Genomic DNA, 16689 nt, shown 5'->3' with positions numbered 1-16689 from the left:
GACTAACCCAAGTCAAACCGGATAGTGAAACCACAGAGCAGCGCGCCGAATCCTACAGCTACGATGCCATCGGCAACCGCATAGGCAGCGCCCAGCAGGCAGGCGAGTGGCAGTACAACGACCTTAACCAGCTAATCAAATGGGGAGAAGGTAAACAGCAGACCAGCTTAACCTATACCGCCAATGGTCAACTGTCCACAGAAGAAAGTGCCAATAAAAAACTCAGCTACAGCTACAACGCAGCCGAACGCCTGAGCAAAGTCAGCAACGACACCAGCGAACTGGCTAGCTACCAATATGACCCGTTTGGCCGGCGTATCAGCAAAATCGTAAACGGCAAGATCACCTACTATATCTACAGCAGCGAAGGCCTGCTGGCCGAACTGGATCAGAATGGGAGAATGCGCATAGCGTATGGCTGGAAGCCAGACAGCGACTGGGGTACCAACCCCTTATGGCAGGCCAACCTGAGCGAAGGGCAGAACCTGAAAAATGCCAGCTATCACTACCTGATAAGCGACCATCTGGGCACCCCGCAACTGGCGATAAACAGCACTGGAGAACAGAGCTGGAAAATCAATAGCGATGCGTTTGGCAACAGTGAACTGGACGCAAACAACCAGATCACCATGAACCTGCGGTTTCCGGGACAGTACTACGATGCAGAGACCGGCCTGTCCTATAACTACTTCCGTGATTACGATGCGAAGACAGGGCGGTATATCCAGAGTGATCCGATAGGGTTGGAGGGAGGAATAAATACCTATGGTTATGTAGGTGGGAATCCGATGGTATACAGTGATCCGACTGGGGAGGCTGATGTATTTCCTATAGGAGTGGTAGGTGCAATTGGGGAAACTAGAAAAGAAGCTGGAAATGTTGGATTAGTAGGAGCAGGATTAGGATTATGTTTTTTAGTTCCTGAGTGTAGAAAAAATTTACAAGATATAGGAAGTAATGGAGCTGTTGATGAATTACCATATATTAGCTCAGAAAAACATCCAAAAGAAGCAGGCTTGATTAAGCAATGTTCTGGAAAAAAAGGGTATTGGCATGATCCAAACGGTAGAGAAACACGTTGTAAACAACTAGAACATGATATTCATTACTTAGTAATGCGCATAAGAATAAGAGCTGGAGAGAGGCTTCAATATAACGGAGGAGACTGGGGGCATCAGAAAAGATATAATGCGACTTTGAATGCTTTGAAAACTTTAGTGAAAGCAGCTCAAGATAATAAATGTGATTATGATTCAGAGGCCGATGAAATATTGGAAATGTCATGGAGGGATATAGGGGGTGAGAAACCGGTCCCAAATCATTTAAAAAGGAAGTATAATTAATTTCATATTTTTACATATATTTTTATAATTAAATTAATGGTGTAAATATGAATGATATTCTAATACCAGAATGTTTGGCTAAAAATGATCACTTTGCAGCTAATGTTGCATATATAGATGATTATCGTGTATTTGTTATTATTTATAGATTGGATACATTTGAATTTTATACTTCTTTTAATATTTTTAATACAGATGAAAAATTTTGGATATCTAAAGCACATGAGTGTATTAGTAAATTAAAAGTACCAATTGATTGGAAAAGACCACATCGTTATTGCCTAGCTCGTTATGCTCGTCAGGTTTTAAATGATGATTCTTTTTTTGGGGAGTTATCTTGGAAGTTATCTTGTAATATGTTAAGCAATGAGGATATAAACCGTTATATGCTTATCTCCAGATTAAAAGAAACTGTATTAATTAAGAAATTAAATCAACTATCTATAGATGAGAAGATTCAATTATTTATCCTAAAGGATTGGGAAATCGAAGGTAGTATAGGAGAAGGTGTTACTTATGCTATTTATGGACGTAAACATATATATGAAAGATTATATGATAAAGAAAAATATGAGACTTATTATAAGAAATATTGGGAAAAAGTAGAAAGTGTCTTTGGAAAACTTGATGAAGATGAATAATTTTAATCTAGTAAATATTTTAAATTGAATTAATTAAAAATTAGAATTATATTAATGGAGTTTAGAGTATGAAAGACTAAAAATGTTTATTGTATAATCTTTAAGCTTCTTCGATTTGGTTTCAGGTACAGAGCGAAGCAATATTATCAGAGCACTAACGAATATATAATGCGGCTAGACAAGTCTGAAAGCTAAAAAAGAACTTACCGCTTCTTTTGCAAGAATAGCATATTTTATACGCTATTCTTATTGTCTATTATATTAATTTTTATTTTAAATTAATTCAAATTATAGGTAATATATAAGAAATAAGTTCATAAACAGTAAATTGTATTTCTATAGGTGATGAATGTGAATAGATCATTATATATTAATAATAATGACACTAACCAACGAATAAATATACAGCAAAGCGAATGTACTCATAGTTATGGTTAAAGAATAAACTATAAAGATATAAATAATCCAATATAGGAATAATTCGCATATAATGAATGAAGAAACATACACAATAAACACCAAAAGTTGAAGACTTCAAAAAAAAATGGTAGAAATAAACAATATTTAAAATTGGTTGACGTACCATGAATGATAAGGTAAATGAGTTGCAAACAAGGTATCTGGCGAAAAATAATTATTTTGCTGTTTCTACCTCTGGAAAAGTGTATAGAAGAGATACATGGGAATCTTATGGATTTTGTGAAAATTTAGTTAGACGGGCGGATTTTATCAGATGGCGGGATATTATCTCGGATGTGGATTGCGCACAATGGTCTGAACAAGCCGAGAACTTTATTAACCAGTTAGATAAACCGGAAGATTGGCAAAGACCGCATCGTTTTTGTCTGGCGCGTTATGCCAGACAGATTTTGGAAGATGACAATTTTTGGGAAAATTTAGTTTATAATAAGGGTATAGGTGATGAATATATCTATCGCTATACCATCATTTCGCGGTTAAAAGAAACCGCATTAATCAAAAAACTAAATTTGTTACCAGATGAAGAAAAAAAGCAGTTATTCATACTTCGTGATTGGGAAAGAAAAGCATACGCCTGCGAGGATGTATTTTATTCTGTTAATTGTCGTGAAATTTTTTATAATTTTTTATATGACAAAGAAATAGTAAAAAAAGATTATGAGAAATATATGAAAGAACTGGAAAATTTTGAAAGAAATGATAAATTATTTTAATTAAATATTATTTAGGATTGGTTGGTATATCATGAACAATAAGCAAAATAAGTTTACAGGACTGTGTCTGGCGCAAAATAATTATTTCGCAGCCATTGTTTGTTATATTAATAAAGCCGGAGACAATCTTTATCTACATGTAATCGTGAAAAGGAAAGATACATGGGAGTCTTATAAATCTTTCAGTTTCCAAATTTTAGACGCCGATATAGAGCGTAAGCAATGGTTTGAGCAGGCCGAGAAATTTATTACTCAGTTAGAGAAACCAGAAGACTGGAAAAGACCCTATCGCTTTTGTCTGGCACGCTATGCCAGACAGGTTTTGGCTGACAATAATTTCCATGAAAATTTAACTCATAGTAAGGAAATTGATAATGAAATAAAAAGTATATATATATGGCATTATAATATGGATACTCGTGCTCAAGAGAATATATTGATCAAAAAGCTCAATATGCTATCAGATGAAGAAAAGAAACAGTTATTTATACTTCGTGACTGGGAAAAAGAGGGATTTGCTCATAAAGATATAAATAATGCCATATATGGACGAGAATATCTTTATAAACGACTCTATGATAGAGAAAGATTTAAAGATTATTATGAAAAATACAATACAGAGCTAGAGCATTTTAAATCTAAAAAAGAGTTCAAAAATTAATTAATTTATTTAGATTTAAAGAATTTTGAATAAAATAGAAGATGTATTTTTAATTCATGTTTGGAAAAGGCAATTAAGAAAAAATGAAACTGGAGGACATTCTAAGCCTCAAAAACTACCACATAGGATTCCGAGTATCAGTATTTGTTATTAATAAATATCAATGCCTAAAGTACATTTATCTATAACTATAAATTTTTATAAAACTTTAGCAGGGTAAATTAATATATATAATTTACTTTTGCTAGAGATTTATTTTTTTAAAATCATAGAGCATAATAAATTTAACCACTACAATATAATACAAAAAACATATAGGAAGATATATTCTTCTAACTGATACCAATACGACCCGTTTGGCCGGCGTATCAGCAAAATCGTAAACGGCAAGATCACCTACTATATCTACAGCAGCGAAGGCCTGCTGGCCGAACTGGATCAGAATGGCAGAATACGCGTAGCGTATGGCTGGAAGCCGGACAGCGACTGGGGTACCAGCCCCTTATAGCAGGTCAATCTGAGCGAAGGCCAGAGTCTGAAAAATGCCAGCTATCACTACCTGATAAGTGACCATCTGGGCACCCCGCAACTGGCCATAAACAGCCATGGAGAACAGAGCTGGAAAATCAATAGCGATGCATTTGGCAACAGCGAACTGGACGCAAACAACCAGATCACCATGAACCTGCGGTTTCCGGGACAGTACTATGATGCAGAGACCGGCCTGTCCTATAACTACTTCCGTGATTACGACGCGAAGACTGGGCGATATATCCAGAGTGATCCGATAGGGTTGGAGGGAGGAATAAATACCTATAGTTATGTAGGTGGGAATCCACTGGTATATACAGTGATCCGACTGGGGAGATTGCTCCGGCGGTGGTTGCAGGAGCAGGAGTTGCAACAGCAGGGATACGACTATGTGTGGCCAATCCAGCTTGCAGATATCTGGCAAAAGAAGCAATCAGATGGGGCATTAGATGGGGTGCTAAAAGTTTAATTACACCTCCAATATTTAATGATAGATCAGATGATGACTGTAGAGATGAAAACGTAGAAATAAATGACGCAAGCAGCCATAATATAATAGGAGGGGCACCAAATCCGCCTGATCCTGATGATCAGGATAATGGAGAGGATAAACCTAAAGACTTAAAAAAGTTGATGACAATTATTTGAAACAAAGAGGTCATAATGTTTATGAAATAAAACAGGAATTTTTAGGACGCAACGCTGAGATTAAACGCTATGATATATATGTTGATAAAAAATCTGGAAAGTTGTGGATTTTAAGAAAAAAAGGAAATAAAGGAAGTAAAGAAAGTGGCATACCTACAGGTTATATTTTATAAAGGTATTTTAATATGGAAACGACATCATCCTTAAAAGTTGCATTTTTCATTTATGGTGAACATTTTCAACCGAGTGCTATAACTGATCTTTTAAATATTCTTCCAAATAGTACAAGCATCAAGGGGATTATTCCAATAGGAAGAACTCGGCCAGCAGTAGAAACAATGTGGTGTATAGATACTGGCTATGAAAAATCAGACGATATTAATATTCAATTAAAAAAATAATTGGTTTAATACAAGGTAAAGAAGATATTCTAAATCGAATAAGGTCTGAGTTAAATATTGATATGCTTTTTGATGTGGTTATCCATTTGGAAAATGATGAATATCCTGTAATGCGGTTAAAACCCGATGTATTGAAATTCATAGCAAGTATCAGTGCTGATATAGATTTTAATGTATACTGATAAAAATATATATCTCACAAATTAGTAAATCAATTGCCCCACTGTTTTAAAAAGTGGGGCAATTGATTGCTACTATGTTAAAATAGATAATGCAAATATAGGAGAAATACCAAATCCGCCGAACCCGGATAATTAAGATAATGGAGAGGATAAACCTAAAGACTTAAAAAAGTTAATGACAATTACTTGAAACAAAGAGGTCATAATACTCATGAAATAAAACAGGAATTTTTAGGAGACAGAGCAGAGATTAAACGCTATGATAAATATATCGATAAAAAATCTGGGAAGATGTGGATTGTGAGAAAAAAAGGAAATAAAGAAAGTAAAGAAAGAGGCATTCTTACAGGTTATATTTTATAAAGGTATTTAAATATGGAAACGACATCCGTGAAAGTTGCTTTTGACATTTATGGTGAACATTTTCAACCGAGTGCTATAACTGATCTTTTAAATGTTCTTCCCAATAGTACAATAATAAAGGGGATTGTTCCTGAAGGAAAAAATTGGCCGGCAGTAGAGACAAAATGGCGTATAGACACTGGCTATGAAAAATCAGATGATATTAATATTCAATTAAAAAAAATAATTGGTTTAATACAAGGTAAAGAAGATATTCTAAATCGAATAAGGTCTGAGCTAAATATAGATATGCTTTTTGATGTAGTTATTCGTTTGGAAAATGATGAATATCCTGTAATGCGGTTAAAACCCGATGTATTGAAATTCATAGCAAGTATCAGTGCTGATATAGATTTTAATGTTTACTGATAAAAATATATATCTCACAATTTAGTAAATCAATTAACCCACTTTTTTAAAAAGGTGGGTTAATTGATTGTTGCTATGTTGAAATAAATAATGTAAATATAGGAGGAGCATTAAATCTGCCTGATCCACCTAATCCAAATGATCCAAATGATCAAGATAATGGGAAAGATAATGGGAAAGATAAACCTAGAAATTTACAAAAATTAAAGGATAGCTATTTAAAGAAAAACGGGTATGATGCACGTAAACTTAAGGCAGACTATGTAGGTAAAAAAGGTCTGTCTAAGTGGGATCTTTATATTAATAAAGATACTAAAGAGTTATGGATATTTAGGAAGGGTGGAACTGGAAAAGGTATTCCAACTGGTTATTATTTATAGGAGTTTGAAATGGAACAAACGACAGTAATGGTAGAATTCGCTATGTGCGGAGAAGAATTTAATCCTGATGAGGTAACAAAATTGCTAGGAATTTTGCCCACAAAAACTAGAATTAAAGGAAGTATGACAGACGCACAATACCATCCAGCTATAGAAACAACTTGGAGTCTGCGTAATTATGAAAATTCAATAAATGATTTAGATCAGCAATTATGTCAAATAATTAATGGACTTAAAGATAAAACTGAAATATTACTCAAATTAAAGAAAGAATATAATTTATATTATATGTTTATTATAGTTGCTTATATCTATAATGATATTGAATCAGATATTTACCTAAAAAGAAATACTTTAGATTTTATATCTCTTTTAGATGCTAAATTAACTATAGAAATAGATACAGATACAGATACAGATATATATTAATTAAATATAATCTTATTGTTATTTAAAAAATGCTATAGATATTAAAAAATTTTAGTCAATACGAAATCCCAGCTTTTAAGTTGGGATTTTTGTTAAAAATTATATTAAAATTAATATATATTATATTTATATTTTATTAAATTAATTATTCTTTGGAAATAATTGATAATTTCAAAGATTAATTTATTTTAAATAAAAACTAAAATGCAGTCGAACGCCTGAGCAAAGTCAGCAACGACACAAGAGAAATAGCCAGCTACCAATACGACCCGTTTGGCCGGCGTATCAGCAAAACCGTAAACGGCGAGACCACCTACTACATCTACAGCAGCGAAGGCCTGCTGGCCGAACTGGATCAGAATGGCAGAATGCGCGTAGCGTACGGTTGGAAGCCAGACAGCGACTGGGGTACCAACCCCTTATGGCAGGCCAACCTGAGCGAAGGTCAGACCCTGAAAAATGCCAGTTATCACTACCTGATAAGCGACCATCTGGGCACCCCGCAACTGGCGATAAACAGCACTGGAGAACAGAGCTGGAAAATCAATAGCGATGCGTTTGGCAACAGTGAACTGGACGCAAACAACCAGATCACCATGAACCTGCGGTTTCCGGGACAGTACTACGATGCAGAGACCGGCCTGTCATATAACTGCTTCCGTGATTACGATGCGAAGACAGGGCGGTATATCCAGAGTGATCCGATAGGGTTGGAGGGAGGAATAAATACCTATGGTTATGTAGGAGGGAATCCACTATTGTATCTGGATATATATGGTTTATCGTATTGGGATTGTGTACTAAAAAAAACTAAACAAGGCTATACACAGGGAGTTGAATTAGGTACTAAAGTTGGACCAGTAATAGGTGCAGCGGCTGGTGGTGTAGCAGGTGCAACAGGTGTAGCTATTGTAGGCGGCGCTGTAGGACTGGCAGTAGTTGGAGGGATGACTGATATTGCCAGTGGATTAGGGGGACTTGTTTCATGTTATAGTTTAGATGACAAGGAGGATAAGCCTTGTGAAGAGTCTGAAGAACAACGATGCCGTAAAGTAAGAGAGATGTGTCGAAAAGAGTGTTCAGAAGAAGCTTTACCAAGTGGAGATAATGGGTTTAAATTCTGGATTTGTGAAAGAAAATCCAAGAAGACAATGATTGTTAAGGAGTATTTAAATGATAGAAAACCAAACAATTGCTCAAAATATTAGTGATTTGCTTTTAAAAATAACGCGTGAGTTAGATGAATCATTATTGCAAGTACAAGAGAAATGTTCTGAAAACGAATTTATTGCTTATCGAAAAGTTATTGCACAAATAATGAGTATAATATATTGGGATGCTTTAAAATATATATACATTAAACATCCAAGTCTTAAACCTAAAGAGCTTGATTAAGTAAAATTTAAAACTAACTAAGTGTAATGGCTTCAGATTATCGGGTGATATTATTAATATAGTATTTTGTCTTTAATAAGGGTTTTCTTATTTTTTATGTATTGTAAACTAATGGAATGAAACATGTGCAATAGATATTTAAAACATAAATATTTTGACTTAGTACTCATTCGTTTAGGAATAAATGAATATTTTGAAGCTTATACTATGGATGTAGACGATGTTGATAATGGTATTAAAGTCACTATCGTTGTTTATAGATTAGATACTCTTGAGGCTTATTCTTTTTTTGAATTTTATATTGATAAACCAGATAAAAAAGAATGTGTTATCAGAGCTGGTGAACATTTGGTGCAGCTAGGTAAACCTGTTGACTGGAAAAGTCCTCATCGATATTGTCTGGCTCGGCATGCATTTAGGATTTTAAGAAATGAAAAATTTAAGACCAATCTGGATAAAAATAAATTGAGTAGTGAATATATTCATCGTTATATGACAATTGCACGATTGAAAGAAACTGTATTAATAAAAAAATTGAATTTTTTGCCTGATTATGAAAAAATTCAATTATTTACACTCAAACAATGGGAAATAGACATTAAAGATTGGGAAATGGATAGATATAGTGGGAAAGATACCTTATATACAATTCATAGAAGAATATATCTTTATAAACGTTTATATGATAAAGAAAAGTTTAAGGATTATTATCTGGAATACAATCAAAAAATTGATGAACTTTATGGTAAAGTATAAATGTATAAATGATTTTAATAGAAATTTTTAGAAATAAGGATAATGATTTGGCATCATAATACATAACTATCGAGAACAGTATTCAGTACAAATACGAATGCCGATGGCAATCTGGCCAGCACCACCTATCCACAGGCAGAACAAACCAACAGCTATGATGCCTTACAGCGCCCAGTACAGATAAAACTAAGCAGCAAAGGCCAGACCTTACTCGAACGTAACTACAGCTACGACAAAGTAAGCAACATCAGTCATATCCAGACCGAAAAAGGCAGCAGCAACTACCAGTATGACCCACTGGACAGACTCACCCAAGTCAAACCGGATAGCGAAACCACAGAGCAGCGCGCCGAATCCTACAGCTACGATGCCATCGGCAACCGCATAGGCAGCGCCCAGCAGGCAGGAGAGTGGCAGTACAACGACCTTAACCAGCTAATCAAATGGGGAGAAGGTAAACAGCAGACCAGCTTAACCTATACCGCCAATGGTCAACTGTCCACAGAAGAAAGCGCCAATAAAAAACTCAGCTACAGCTACAACGCAGCCGAACGCTTGAGTAAAGTCAACAACGACACCAGTGAACTGGCCAGCTACCAATACGACCCGTTTGACCAGCATATCAGCAAAATCGTAAACGGCAAGATCACCTACTATATCTACAGCACGCAGACCTGCTAGCCGAACTGGATCAGAATGGCAGAATGCAGGTAGCGTATGGCTGGATGCCGGATACTGTATGGTGAACCAGCCCATTGTTGCATGCATGGGTAAATTTTGTAGAAGATGTAGGCAATTTAGCTGCTGGATATGGAGACGGTGCTAATGAGAATTTAACTAAGTGGATGAGAAAAAACTTGGTTGGAGTGATCCTGATGAATGCTCTAAATTATATAAGATGACATATGCATTTTGAGAAGAACATAGTATAGGGATTTGGGACATAATTCCCGTTGGTAAAGTATTTAAGATTGCCAGAGCTGTTCAATTTCTTAAAATATTTAAAGCAACCAAGGCTAAAAAAGAAAAGATTCCTAAAATTGGAGGAATACAAGTGGGCTCTATAAAATCATATAATATAGAAAATGATATGCGTAATGGTAATTGTAGGTTTAAATTGCCTGAAGGTATAATTGCAGGCTATGTTGATAAAAATGGAAAATACTGGGTATCTGAAGGCCATCATAGGATGCCAGCAGCTAAGGAAATTTATCAAGAAACAGGAGATACTTCGAATGTAAAAACATTGTTTAAAAATGGACTTTAGAATAAAACGGAATATCCACCAGCAAATGGTCAGAAATTTCCAAAAAGGAAGAAAAGATGACAGATAAAATTATGATTTATGCTCGGATACTACATACAGCACTATACACTATCAGAAATGCTCAATCCCGTAATCCATTTGTAAAAGCTAGGGATAAATCAAGTTATTTTGAAGCCGAGCTGGCACATACTTTACCGTGGAATATTGTAGGAGCAAACTCTTGTATAGATTCGAAGGATATATATTTTTTAAATTTTAACGCTAAGTATTATTATGATAATTGTAATTCTGATTTATCAGTTGCTTACGTGGCACAAGTTGAAAGCATTCAGAAATTATTCGCCTTAGTACCACCTGAGTTGAGAAAAGAGCTCAGATGGAATGGTCCGTAATTATTAAGATTTAAGTAGTCAATAAAACTAATAGCAAATCCCAGTTAAAAAGCTGGGATTTTTTAAATGAATCAGTTGATTAATATTGCTCTGTATCGAATCGATTGACCTGATTCAAAATGGTTATGTAATTATCCAAACTAGTACAGTCTTTAAGTAGAAAATTATGCTGCTTGTTTCAGGGTTTTATATTCACTCGGTGTCATATTATTTAATGCTTTATGAGGTCTTTCCATGTTATAAATGTTTAGCCATTCTTCGGTTACCTTTCTTGCTTGCTCCTGATTATTAAATAGATATAAATCTAGCACTTCAATGTGATAGGTGTGATTAAATCGTTCAATATATCCATTTTGATATAGGCTGCCTGCTTGAATATAATCTATGGTTATACCATGTGATTTTGCCCAGTCAATGAATGCTTTTCTAATAAATTCCGATCCGTTATCTACTCGTATTTTGAGTGGATAGCCATGATATTCGGCCAGTTTCTCCAGATAACGGGTAACCCTGCCCGCCAGTAAACTGACAGCAATATCAATGCCTAACATCTCACGATTAAAGTTATCGATGATATTGAAAGTTCTAAACCTGCGTTGATGGCGACTGCTGTCACTCATAAAATCCATTGACCAACATCCACCTAGCTTATTCGGTACTGATAGTTTGTCTGGGCTTCGTGGAGGAATACGTTGTTTACGCTGTACCCTTAGATTAAGCTTTAACTGGCAATATATCCGGATATCCATTTATAGCCGAGCTTTCCGATGCGATTAAAACACTTAGGAAACCCCCAGCGTAAATGCCTATCCGTGATAGCACATAGCACTGATATAATCACCGAATCATCCGGTAACTTAAGCACAGCGGCTTAAGCCAGTAATAGCACAGCTCATGACCATAGTAACAGAATGATTTTCTTGCAATTGCACAGCCCAGAATTTACGTGCTCCAGTTGGCACTATAGCTTTTTTATGATTTCCTCCTGAAGCTGGGATTTTAAACTGAGTTCAGCAACCATCTGCTTAAGCTTATGATTTTCAGCTTCCAGTTGCGTTAAGCGTTTGATATCTGAGGTTTCCATACCACCGTATTTATCACGCTATTTATAGAAAGTTGGATTCCCCATACCATATTTACGACAAAGTTCTTTGACGGGGATACCGGCTTCAGCTTCTTTTAAAATAGCTACGATTTGATGTTCAGTCATTTTTCTCGTGTTTAAATCCTCTGTGGGTTAATAAAGAGAATTTTCTACTTTTATGCTGTACTATTTTAAGGGGTAGTTACATGATGATAAGTAAGACAATAAAAATTCTGATAGAAAATTATCTGAAACAAAAAATTAAGAGCTGATTTAGGAAAACAAGGATTTACAAGGAAGCCTGATAGTGTGGGTGGTTATGAAAAATAGGTTAGAAATTTTGATCAATCAAGAGTTTAAATAATACCAAGTGGAGAAGTGATTAGGCTTCAAAAAGTCTGGAGAAAAGATGGGTTGAAAAATATAATGAAAGACAAAAATTACTGGGGTAAGAGATTAGAGGATCAATCTCATTCAACAGGACATTTTTTAAAATAAATTATGAGGGTAAAAAATGAGAAAGATAGAAGATGTAGGCTTAGGAGATATTAAAATACTAGAATATGGTAATGATATCTCATTTGAATTGACAAGTGTGTATAACAATGGTGAGATTATAGGTGAAATTATATGCAAAAATGTCAAATATATTTCAATGAAAAATGACGATTTTGATGCAGGTGATGGTTTCCAAGGTAGTTATATACCTATCATCATAGTCCAAAATTTGGATAACATTTTAACGGATGAACAATTTATATATTTTTTAAATCATCCTACTGATAAAATTAAAGGATATATGATGACATTTGGAGAATTCTCAATTCAATGTAAAGTTATTTGTCTTGATATTATATTTAATATTTCGGAAAAATTTAAAGATATAATTATTGACGAATAAATTAGTATTAAATTTTAACAAAAGATTTTAAATTAATTTAAAAGTTAAAGAGTTTGTAGGGACTGTGTTGTCCTACATGATAAGCTTAAAAATGGTAAAGTAGTAGTAATTCGTCCGAGTAGTCCAAGCGGTAGCCTCACTATGGAAATAAGGTCTACTTAGTAAAAAAATTAGGTATTAAAAGGCTATATATGAGTATTTGTAAGAAGGATAACTATCTTTATAAAGATAAAATTGAGTTTATTCAAAGTATCTTAAATAAACATTGCGTGGTTTCAAAAGATTTTATTGATAAAAAAAATTGGATAGCAATGCCTGTACCTGAAAATCTTGACATGATAGAGTCTGAATGGTTGTCAGATGCAATTCATAGATTTGGTTTCACTACTTATGAACAATATATTATTGGAATCGATAATAATATAGAGTTTTCAGAAATCATTAATAATCAAGAAAATATTTGTAATAGTGAGTATGATTATTTGGATAGGTGTGTTATTTTAACCAATAAAAATATTGATTTTTTGTATTATAAAGATATAAATAACTTATATCATATGTTTGCTGGTACTTACGATTTTGTATACAGCTGTGTTCAATGTAGTATGAACTTATGTAAAAGAATTTATACGGAATATCGTTGTCAATATGTAAAAGGTTCTCCAGAGTATAAAAAATGTGAATATATATGGAATTTATATCAATAAATTAATTTAATAGTATTTAGTTTTAAATCCTTGCTATATGGCAGGGATTTATATATATTAAAACTGTGAATAACTAGTATGTAAATAAAAGAGGATTTAAATGCATAAATCATTATCTAGAGAGCTGTTATTCGAAAATAAAAAGAATTTTTTTGAATATGTTTTAAATGCAGATACAGGAATTTCCAAGAAATTTATTACTGATAAAGAATGGATAGCAATGCCTTGTGCAGGTTATCTTGTCTCTATCGAAGCTGAATGGCTTTCTGATGCAATTCATCGGTTAGGGTCTAATAAATATTATCAATATTTATTTTATGATGACGAAATTGAAAAATCAATGCAATTTGTAAATAATGGCGTCAATATAAATTTGAGTGATTTAAATTGTTCATATTGCTATACAATTATAACAAATGAGAATGTGGATTTTATCTATTATAGGCATGAATGGGGTTTATATCATTTATTTGCCGGTACCCCAGATTTTGTTTATAGTTGCGTACGTTGTAGTAGAAAACTAAGTAAAAAAATGTTTTTTGAATATTGTTTTAATAATGCTGACAGCGCAATGGATTATGAAAAATGTTGTCGTGCTTGGCTTTTATATCAAGGAGATGATTAGAATGTTAAGAAAGACCTGCATATTTATTCTATTTAATCTATTTAATAGGAGTTTGAATTACTAAATTTTAATAAATTTGATATCGATACAAGAGATAAATTCGTTATATAGTGTTGAGTATTTTTTGAGTAATAGTTTTAAAATTATTTACCACGCGATAAATATTGTACAGGGGTAGCAGAGGCACCGATTTTATACCATCAGCCAGCACAGAGTCTGCTAGCCGAACTAGATCAGAATGGCAGAATGCGCGTAGCGTATGGCTGGAAGCCAGACAGCGACTGGGGTACCAGCCCCTTATGGCAGGCCAATCTGAGCGCTTAGTGACAATAAAACAAAAAAAGAAGGGAATGTAAAGAAAAAGAGATTGATCTAAATATTAGTTCTAATTGACCTAATGGAGATTGTGATCCTAATGATTCTAATTGCAAAAGAGAATTTAAAAAAAGAATTCCTGATCAGTCAGGTAAAGAATCTGCTAAGGATACTCCTGACTGGGCTAGAGAAAAACCACTATATAAAGGAGAAAATCCTGAAGAATATGCCTATCAATTGATTAGAAAAAGATATGGTAATAAAAAATTAAAAAAGATGAAAAAGTTTCAGGATCAGAGTTTAGTCGGATTAAAAAAGCATGGAGAGGTTACAAATAGACTTAATCCTGAAAAGAGTTATATAATTCAGACATTAAAAGAATTATTAAAGATATAAATCAATTTAATTTAATAAGGATATTTATAATGACAATAGTATTTCAGTTATGTTATGTAACTTATTCTTATCATGGTAATAAGGATATAGCATTAGAATCTCCTGATTCAGAAGATTTTGATGCTGAAGATGGTCAAGTACTAGGGTTTTATAGTACTTATGAGAAAGCTTTGGAACGGAAAAAAATTTTTTCAAAGAGTTATTATCTAAGTAATTTGAAAAGACTAGAAATTTATGAAATTTTTTTAGATGACGATTCGTGGCGTGATGGATTTGTCACTTTATAAACGTATATTAGAAAGTTAAAAGGGTGTTGAATATGATAGGAAAAAAAGTATATTGCTTAATTCATGCTAAGGAAACCAAACAGGGTGGTGTACAAGAATTTGGAATTGGTACTTTTTCTTCTTTGGAAAGAGCAGTTGAGGAAAAAAAGAAACGGGAAAATGTCTCAGGTTTTAAAGATTATCCTAAAGGTTTCAGAATAGAGGTGTTTATAATCGATAAAGATTTTTGTCAAGAAATCATTTATCTATAGGCAAAAGCTGATGTTAAAAAGTTTAGCAGGTTGACCAACCGGATTGCTTAACTCTGGTAAAACCAGAACAGGAAACCTCGGAGCAGCGTGCCAAATCTTAAAGCTATGATGTCATTGATAACCGAACCGGCAGTGCCTGACAGGCAGGAAAATGGCAATATAATCAGCAGAATCAACTGATGAAATGGGGAGTAGGACAAGAACAGACCAGCCTGACCTATACTACTAATAGCCTGCTACCAATACGGCCCATTTGGCCGGCGTATCAGCAAAACTGCAAACGGCGAGGCCACCTACTATATCTACAGCAGCGCAGGTCTGCTAGCCGAACTGGATCAGAATGGCAGAATACGCGTAGCGTATGGCAGGAAGCCGGACAGCGTCTGGGGTACCAGCCCTTTATGGCAGGCCAATCTGAGCGCTTAGTGACAATAAAACAAAAAAAGAAGGGAATGTAAAGAAAAAGATGTAAATACCCCAAACTTAGTACAAGATTCAAGTAGAAAATTATGCTGCTTGTTTTAGGGTTTTATATTCAATCGGCGTCATATTATTTAATGCTTCATGAGGCCTTTCCGTGTTATAAATGGTTAGCCATTCTTCGGTTACCTTTCTTGCTTGTTCCAGATTATTAAATAGATATAAATCTAGTACCTCTGTGCGATAGGTGCGATTAAATCGTTCAATATATCCGTTTTGATATGGGCTACCTGGTTGAATATAATCTATGGTTATACCATGTGACTTTGCCCAGTCGATGAATGTTTTTCCGGTAAATTCCGGTCCATTATCCACTCGTATTTTGAGTGGATAGCCATGATATTCGGCCAGTTTATCTAGGTAACGGGTAATCCTGCCAGCAGGTAAACTAACCGCAATATCAATGCCTAACGCCTCACGATTAAAGTCATCTATCACATTGAAGGTTCTAAAACGCTGTTGATTGCGACTGCTGTCACTCATAAAATCCATTGACCAGCATTCACCTTGTTTATTGGGTGCTGATAGCCTTTCTGGGCTTCGTGGAGGAATGCGTTGTTTACGCTTTACCCTGAGATTAAGCTTTAATTCACAATACACCCGATACACACGTTTATGATTCCATTTATAGCCGAGCTTTCTGATGCGATTAA

General features: G+C 34.4%; 22 protein-coding genes and 3 pseudogenes. 21 read left to right on the top strand and 4 right to left on the bottom strand.

Features of this window, described 5'->3' with window-relative positions; all coding sequences use genetic code 11:
- The first annotated feature begins 401 nt into the window (after window positions 1-401).
- The 14 genes and pseudogenes from BHC51_RS10400 (at window position 402) to BHC51_RS10330 (ending at window position 9331) form a co-directional block, all read left to right on the top strand.
- Window positions 402-1343, top strand: a complete 942-nt coding sequence (locus BHC51_RS10400) for an RHS repeat domain-containing protein (RefSeq protein WP_100153971.1) — start codon at window positions 402-404, stop codon at window positions 1341-1343.
- 47 nt (window positions 1344-1390) lie between these two features.
- Window positions 1391-1984, top strand: a complete 594-nt coding sequence (locus BHC51_RS10395; RefSeq protein WP_100153970.1) for a hypothetical protein — start codon at window positions 1391-1393, stop codon at window positions 1982-1984.
- A 584-nt stretch (window positions 1985-2568) separates the two neighbouring features.
- A complete protein-coding gene (locus tag BHC51_RS10390) occupies window positions 2569-3177 on the top strand; it encodes a hypothetical protein (RefSeq protein WP_100153969.1) in 609 nt (202 codons plus the stop codon).
- Between the two features lie 31 nt (window positions 3178-3208).
- Complete coding sequence (locus BHC51_RS10385; protein WP_037408478.1) at window positions 3209-3838, top strand: hypothetical protein; 630 nt, start codon at window positions 3209-3211, stop codon at window positions 3836-3838.
- Window positions 3839-4355: 517 nt separating this feature from the next.
- Complete coding sequence (locus BHC51_RS10380; protein WP_306807451.1) at window positions 4356-4838, top strand: RHS repeat-associated core domain-containing protein; 483 nt, start codon at window positions 4356-4358, stop codon at window positions 4836-4838.
- 163 nt (window positions 4839-5001) lie between these two features.
- Window positions 5002-5190: pseudogene (locus BHC51_RS12835) on the top strand (polymorphic toxin type 33 domain-containing protein); the annotation flags it as partial.
- Between the two features lie 12 nt (window positions 5191-5202).
- Window positions 5203-5600: pseudogene (locus tag BHC51_RS13395) on the top strand (DUF4279 domain-containing protein).
- 174 nt (window positions 5601-5774) lie between these two features.
- A pseudogene (locus BHC51_RS10360) lies at window positions 5775-5963 on the top strand (polymorphic toxin type 33 domain-containing protein); the annotation flags it as partial.
- 12 nt (window positions 5964-5975) lie between these two features.
- A complete protein-coding gene (locus BHC51_RS10355; protein ID WP_100123510.1) occupies window positions 5976-6371 on the top strand; it encodes a DUF4279 domain-containing protein in 396 nt (131 codons plus the stop codon).
- 62 nt (window positions 6372-6433) lie between these two features.
- The gene (locus BHC51_RS13390; RefSeq protein ID WP_218966102.1) at window positions 6434-6751 is read left to right on the top strand and encodes a polymorphic toxin type 33 domain-containing protein; all 318 of its coding nucleotides are present in this window, start codon (window positions 6434-6436) and stop codon (window positions 6749-6751) included.
- Window positions 6752-6760: 9 nt separating this feature from the next.
- On the top strand, window positions 6761-7180 hold the full coding sequence (locus BHC51_RS10345; protein WP_100150721.1) for a DUF4279 domain-containing protein: 420 nt from the start codon (window positions 6761-6763) through the stop codon (window positions 7178-7180).
- A gap of 368 nt (window positions 7181-7548) precedes the next feature.
- Entirely contained in the window at window positions 7549-8388 is an 840-nt protein-coding gene (locus tag BHC51_RS10340) for an RHS repeat domain-containing protein (RefSeq protein ID WP_100153967.1), read from the top strand.
- The gene (locus BHC51_RS10335) at window positions 8354-8575 is read left to right on the top strand and encodes a hypothetical protein (RefSeq protein WP_100123508.1); all 222 of its coding nucleotides are present in this window, start codon (window positions 8354-8356) and stop codon (window positions 8573-8575) included. The genes BHC51_RS10340 and BHC51_RS10335 overlap by 35 nt, the downstream gene beginning before the upstream one ends.
- Before the next feature lie 123 nt (window positions 8576-8698).
- Entirely contained in the window at window positions 8699-9331 is a 633-nt protein-coding gene (locus BHC51_RS10330) for a hypothetical protein (protein ID WP_100123507.1), read from the top strand.
- Window positions 9332-9802: 471 nt separating this feature from the next.
- On the opposite strand, the gene BHC51_RS10325 is transcribed toward BHC51_RS10330, so the two are convergent.
- On the bottom strand, window positions 9803-10087 hold the full coding sequence (locus BHC51_RS10325) for a hypothetical protein (protein WP_100123506.1): 285 nt from the start codon (window positions 10085-10087) through the stop codon (window positions 9803-9805).
- Between the two features lie 298 nt (window positions 10088-10385).
- Here BHC51_RS10325 and BHC51_RS10320 point away from each other — a divergent pair, with 298 nt between their 5' ends.
- Together BHC51_RS10320 and BHC51_RS10315 are read left to right on the top strand one after the other, a co-directional pair.
- Window positions 10386-10598 carry a hypothetical protein gene (locus BHC51_RS10320; RefSeq protein WP_100123505.1) on the top strand — a complete coding sequence of 71 codons (213 nt, stop codon included), beginning with the start codon at window positions 10386-10388 and terminating at the stop codon, window positions 10596-10598.
- Window positions 10599-10654: 56 nt separating this feature from the next.
- Window positions 10655-10990, top strand: coding sequence for a zinc ABC transporter substrate-binding protein (locus tag BHC51_RS10315; protein ID WP_100123504.1), 336 nt, complete (start codon window positions 10655-10657; stop codon window positions 10988-10990).
- A gap of 164 nt (window positions 10991-11154) precedes the next feature.
- On the opposite strand, the gene BHC51_RS10310 is transcribed toward BHC51_RS10315, so the two are convergent.
- Together BHC51_RS10310 and BHC51_RS12500 are read right to left on the bottom strand one after the other, a co-directional pair.
- Window positions 11155-11739: an integrase core domain-containing protein gene (locus BHC51_RS10310; RefSeq protein WP_100123503.1), complete on the bottom strand. Its 585-nt coding sequence runs from the start codon at window positions 11737-11739 to the stop codon at window positions 11155-11157.
- Between the two features lie 353 nt (window positions 11740-12092).
- Entirely contained in the window at window positions 12093-12200 is a 108-nt protein-coding gene (locus tag BHC51_RS12500) for a transposase (RefSeq protein ID WP_143558835.1), read from the bottom strand.
- A gap of 388 nt (window positions 12201-12588) precedes the next feature.
- Here BHC51_RS12500 and BHC51_RS10305 point away from each other — a divergent pair, with 388 nt between their 5' ends.
- The 5 genes from BHC51_RS10305 to BHC51_RS10285 all read left to right on the top strand — a co-directional run bounded on the left by BHC51_RS10305 (window position 12589) and on the right by BHC51_RS10285 (window position 15556).
- Complete coding sequence (locus BHC51_RS10305) at window positions 12589-12975, top strand: hypothetical protein (RefSeq protein WP_100123502.1); 387 nt, start codon at window positions 12589-12591, stop codon at window positions 12973-12975.
- Between the two features lie 191 nt (window positions 12976-13166).
- Entirely contained in the window at window positions 13167-13682 is a 516-nt protein-coding gene (locus BHC51_RS10300) for a hypothetical protein (protein ID WP_100123501.1), read from the top strand.
- Between the two features lie 100 nt (window positions 13683-13782).
- A complete protein-coding gene (locus BHC51_RS10295) occupies window positions 13783-14307 on the top strand; it encodes a hypothetical protein (protein ID WP_100123500.1) in 525 nt (174 codons plus the stop codon).
- 740 nt (window positions 14308-15047) lie between these two features.
- The gene (locus tag BHC51_RS10290; RefSeq protein ID WP_100123499.1) at window positions 15048-15305 is read left to right on the top strand and encodes a hypothetical protein; all 258 of its coding nucleotides are present in this window, start codon (window positions 15048-15050) and stop codon (window positions 15303-15305) included.
- 32 nt (window positions 15306-15337) lie between these two features.
- Window positions 15338-15556 (top strand): serine kinase, encoded by a 219-nt coding sequence (locus tag BHC51_RS10285; RefSeq protein ID WP_100123498.1) that lies wholly within the window; start codon window positions 15338-15340, stop codon window positions 15554-15556.
- Between the two features lie 507 nt (window positions 15557-16063).
- Here the strand turns inward: BHC51_RS10285 and BHC51_RS10275 are convergent.
- Window positions 16064-16689 (bottom strand): IS3 family transposase (locus BHC51_RS10275; RefSeq protein ID WP_143558834.1); only part of this gene is annotated, 626 nt, incomplete at its 5' end.

Origin of the sequence: Snodgrassella alvi, from assembly GCF_002777745.1 — a bacterium.
Taxonomy (GTDB): domain Bacteria; phylum Pseudomonadota; class Gammaproteobacteria; order Burkholderiales; family Neisseriaceae; genus Snodgrassella; species Snodgrassella alvi_D.
This window is presented reverse-complemented; position numbering and strand designations above follow the sequence as displayed.

What these genes read in the sequence shown, in the direction of transcription:
- BHC51_RS10400 (WP_100153971.1), top strand. Translation starts at nt 402, where the DNA reads ATGCGCATAGCGTATGGCTGGAAGCCAGACAGCGACTGGGGTACCAAC.
- BHC51_RS10395 (WP_100153970.1), top strand. Translation starts at nt 1,391, where the DNA reads ATGAATGATATTCTAATACCAGAATGTTTGGCTAAAAATGATCACTTT.
- BHC51_RS10390 (WP_100153969.1), top strand. Translation starts at nt 2,569, where the DNA reads ATGAATGATAAGGTAAATGAGTTGCAAACAAGGTATCTGGCGAAAAAT.
- BHC51_RS10385 (WP_037408478.1), top strand. Translation starts at nt 3,209, where the DNA reads ATGAACAATAAGCAAAATAAGTTTACAGGACTGTGTCTGGCGCAAAAT.
- BHC51_RS10355 (WP_100123510.1), top strand. Translation starts at nt 5,976, where the DNA reads ATGGAAACGACATCCGTGAAAGTTGCTTTTGACATTTATGGTGAACAT.
- BHC51_RS10345 (WP_100150721.1), top strand. Translation starts at nt 6,761, where the DNA reads ATGGAACAAACGACAGTAATGGTAGAATTCGCTATGTGCGGAGAAGAA.
- BHC51_RS10340 (WP_100153967.1), top strand. Translation starts at nt 7,549, where the DNA reads ATGCGCGTAGCGTACGGTTGGAAGCCAGACAGCGACTGGGGTACCAAC.
- BHC51_RS10335 (WP_100123508.1), top strand. Translation starts at nt 8,354, where the DNA reads ATGATAGAAAACCAAACAATTGCTCAAAATATTAGTGATTTGCTTTTA.
- BHC51_RS10330 (WP_100123507.1), top strand. Translation starts at nt 8,699, where the DNA reads ATGTGCAATAGATATTTAAAACATAAATATTTTGACTTAGTACTCATT.
- BHC51_RS10325 (WP_100123506.1), bottom strand. Translation starts at nt 10,087, where the DNA reads ATGGGCTGGTTCACCATACAGTATCCGGCATCCAGCCATACGCTACCT.
- BHC51_RS10315 (WP_100123504.1), top strand. Translation starts at nt 10,655, where the DNA reads ATGACAGATAAAATTATGATTTATGCTCGGATACTACATACAGCACTA.
- BHC51_RS10310 (WP_100123503.1), bottom strand. Translation starts at nt 11,739, where the DNA reads ATGGATATCCGGATATATTGCCAGTTAAAGCTTAATCTAAGGGTACAG.
- BHC51_RS12500 (WP_143558835.1), bottom strand. Translation starts at nt 12,200, where the DNA reads ATGACTGAACATCAAATCGTAGCTATTTTAAAAGAAGCTGAAGCCGGT.
- BHC51_RS10305 (WP_100123502.1), top strand. Translation starts at nt 12,589, where the DNA reads ATGAGAAAGATAGAAGATGTAGGCTTAGGAGATATTAAAATACTAGAA.
- BHC51_RS10300 (WP_100123501.1), top strand. Translation starts at nt 13,167, where the DNA reads ATGAGTATTTGTAAGAAGGATAACTATCTTTATAAAGATAAAATTGAG.
- BHC51_RS10295 (WP_100123500.1), top strand. Translation starts at nt 13,783, where the DNA reads ATGCATAAATCATTATCTAGAGAGCTGTTATTCGAAAATAAAAAGAAT.
- BHC51_RS10290 (WP_100123499.1), top strand. Translation starts at nt 15,048, where the DNA reads ATGACAATAGTATTTCAGTTATGTTATGTAACTTATTCTTATCATGGT.
- BHC51_RS10285 (WP_100123498.1), top strand. Translation starts at nt 15,338, where the DNA reads ATGATAGGAAAAAAAGTATATTGCTTAATTCATGCTAAGGAAACCAAA.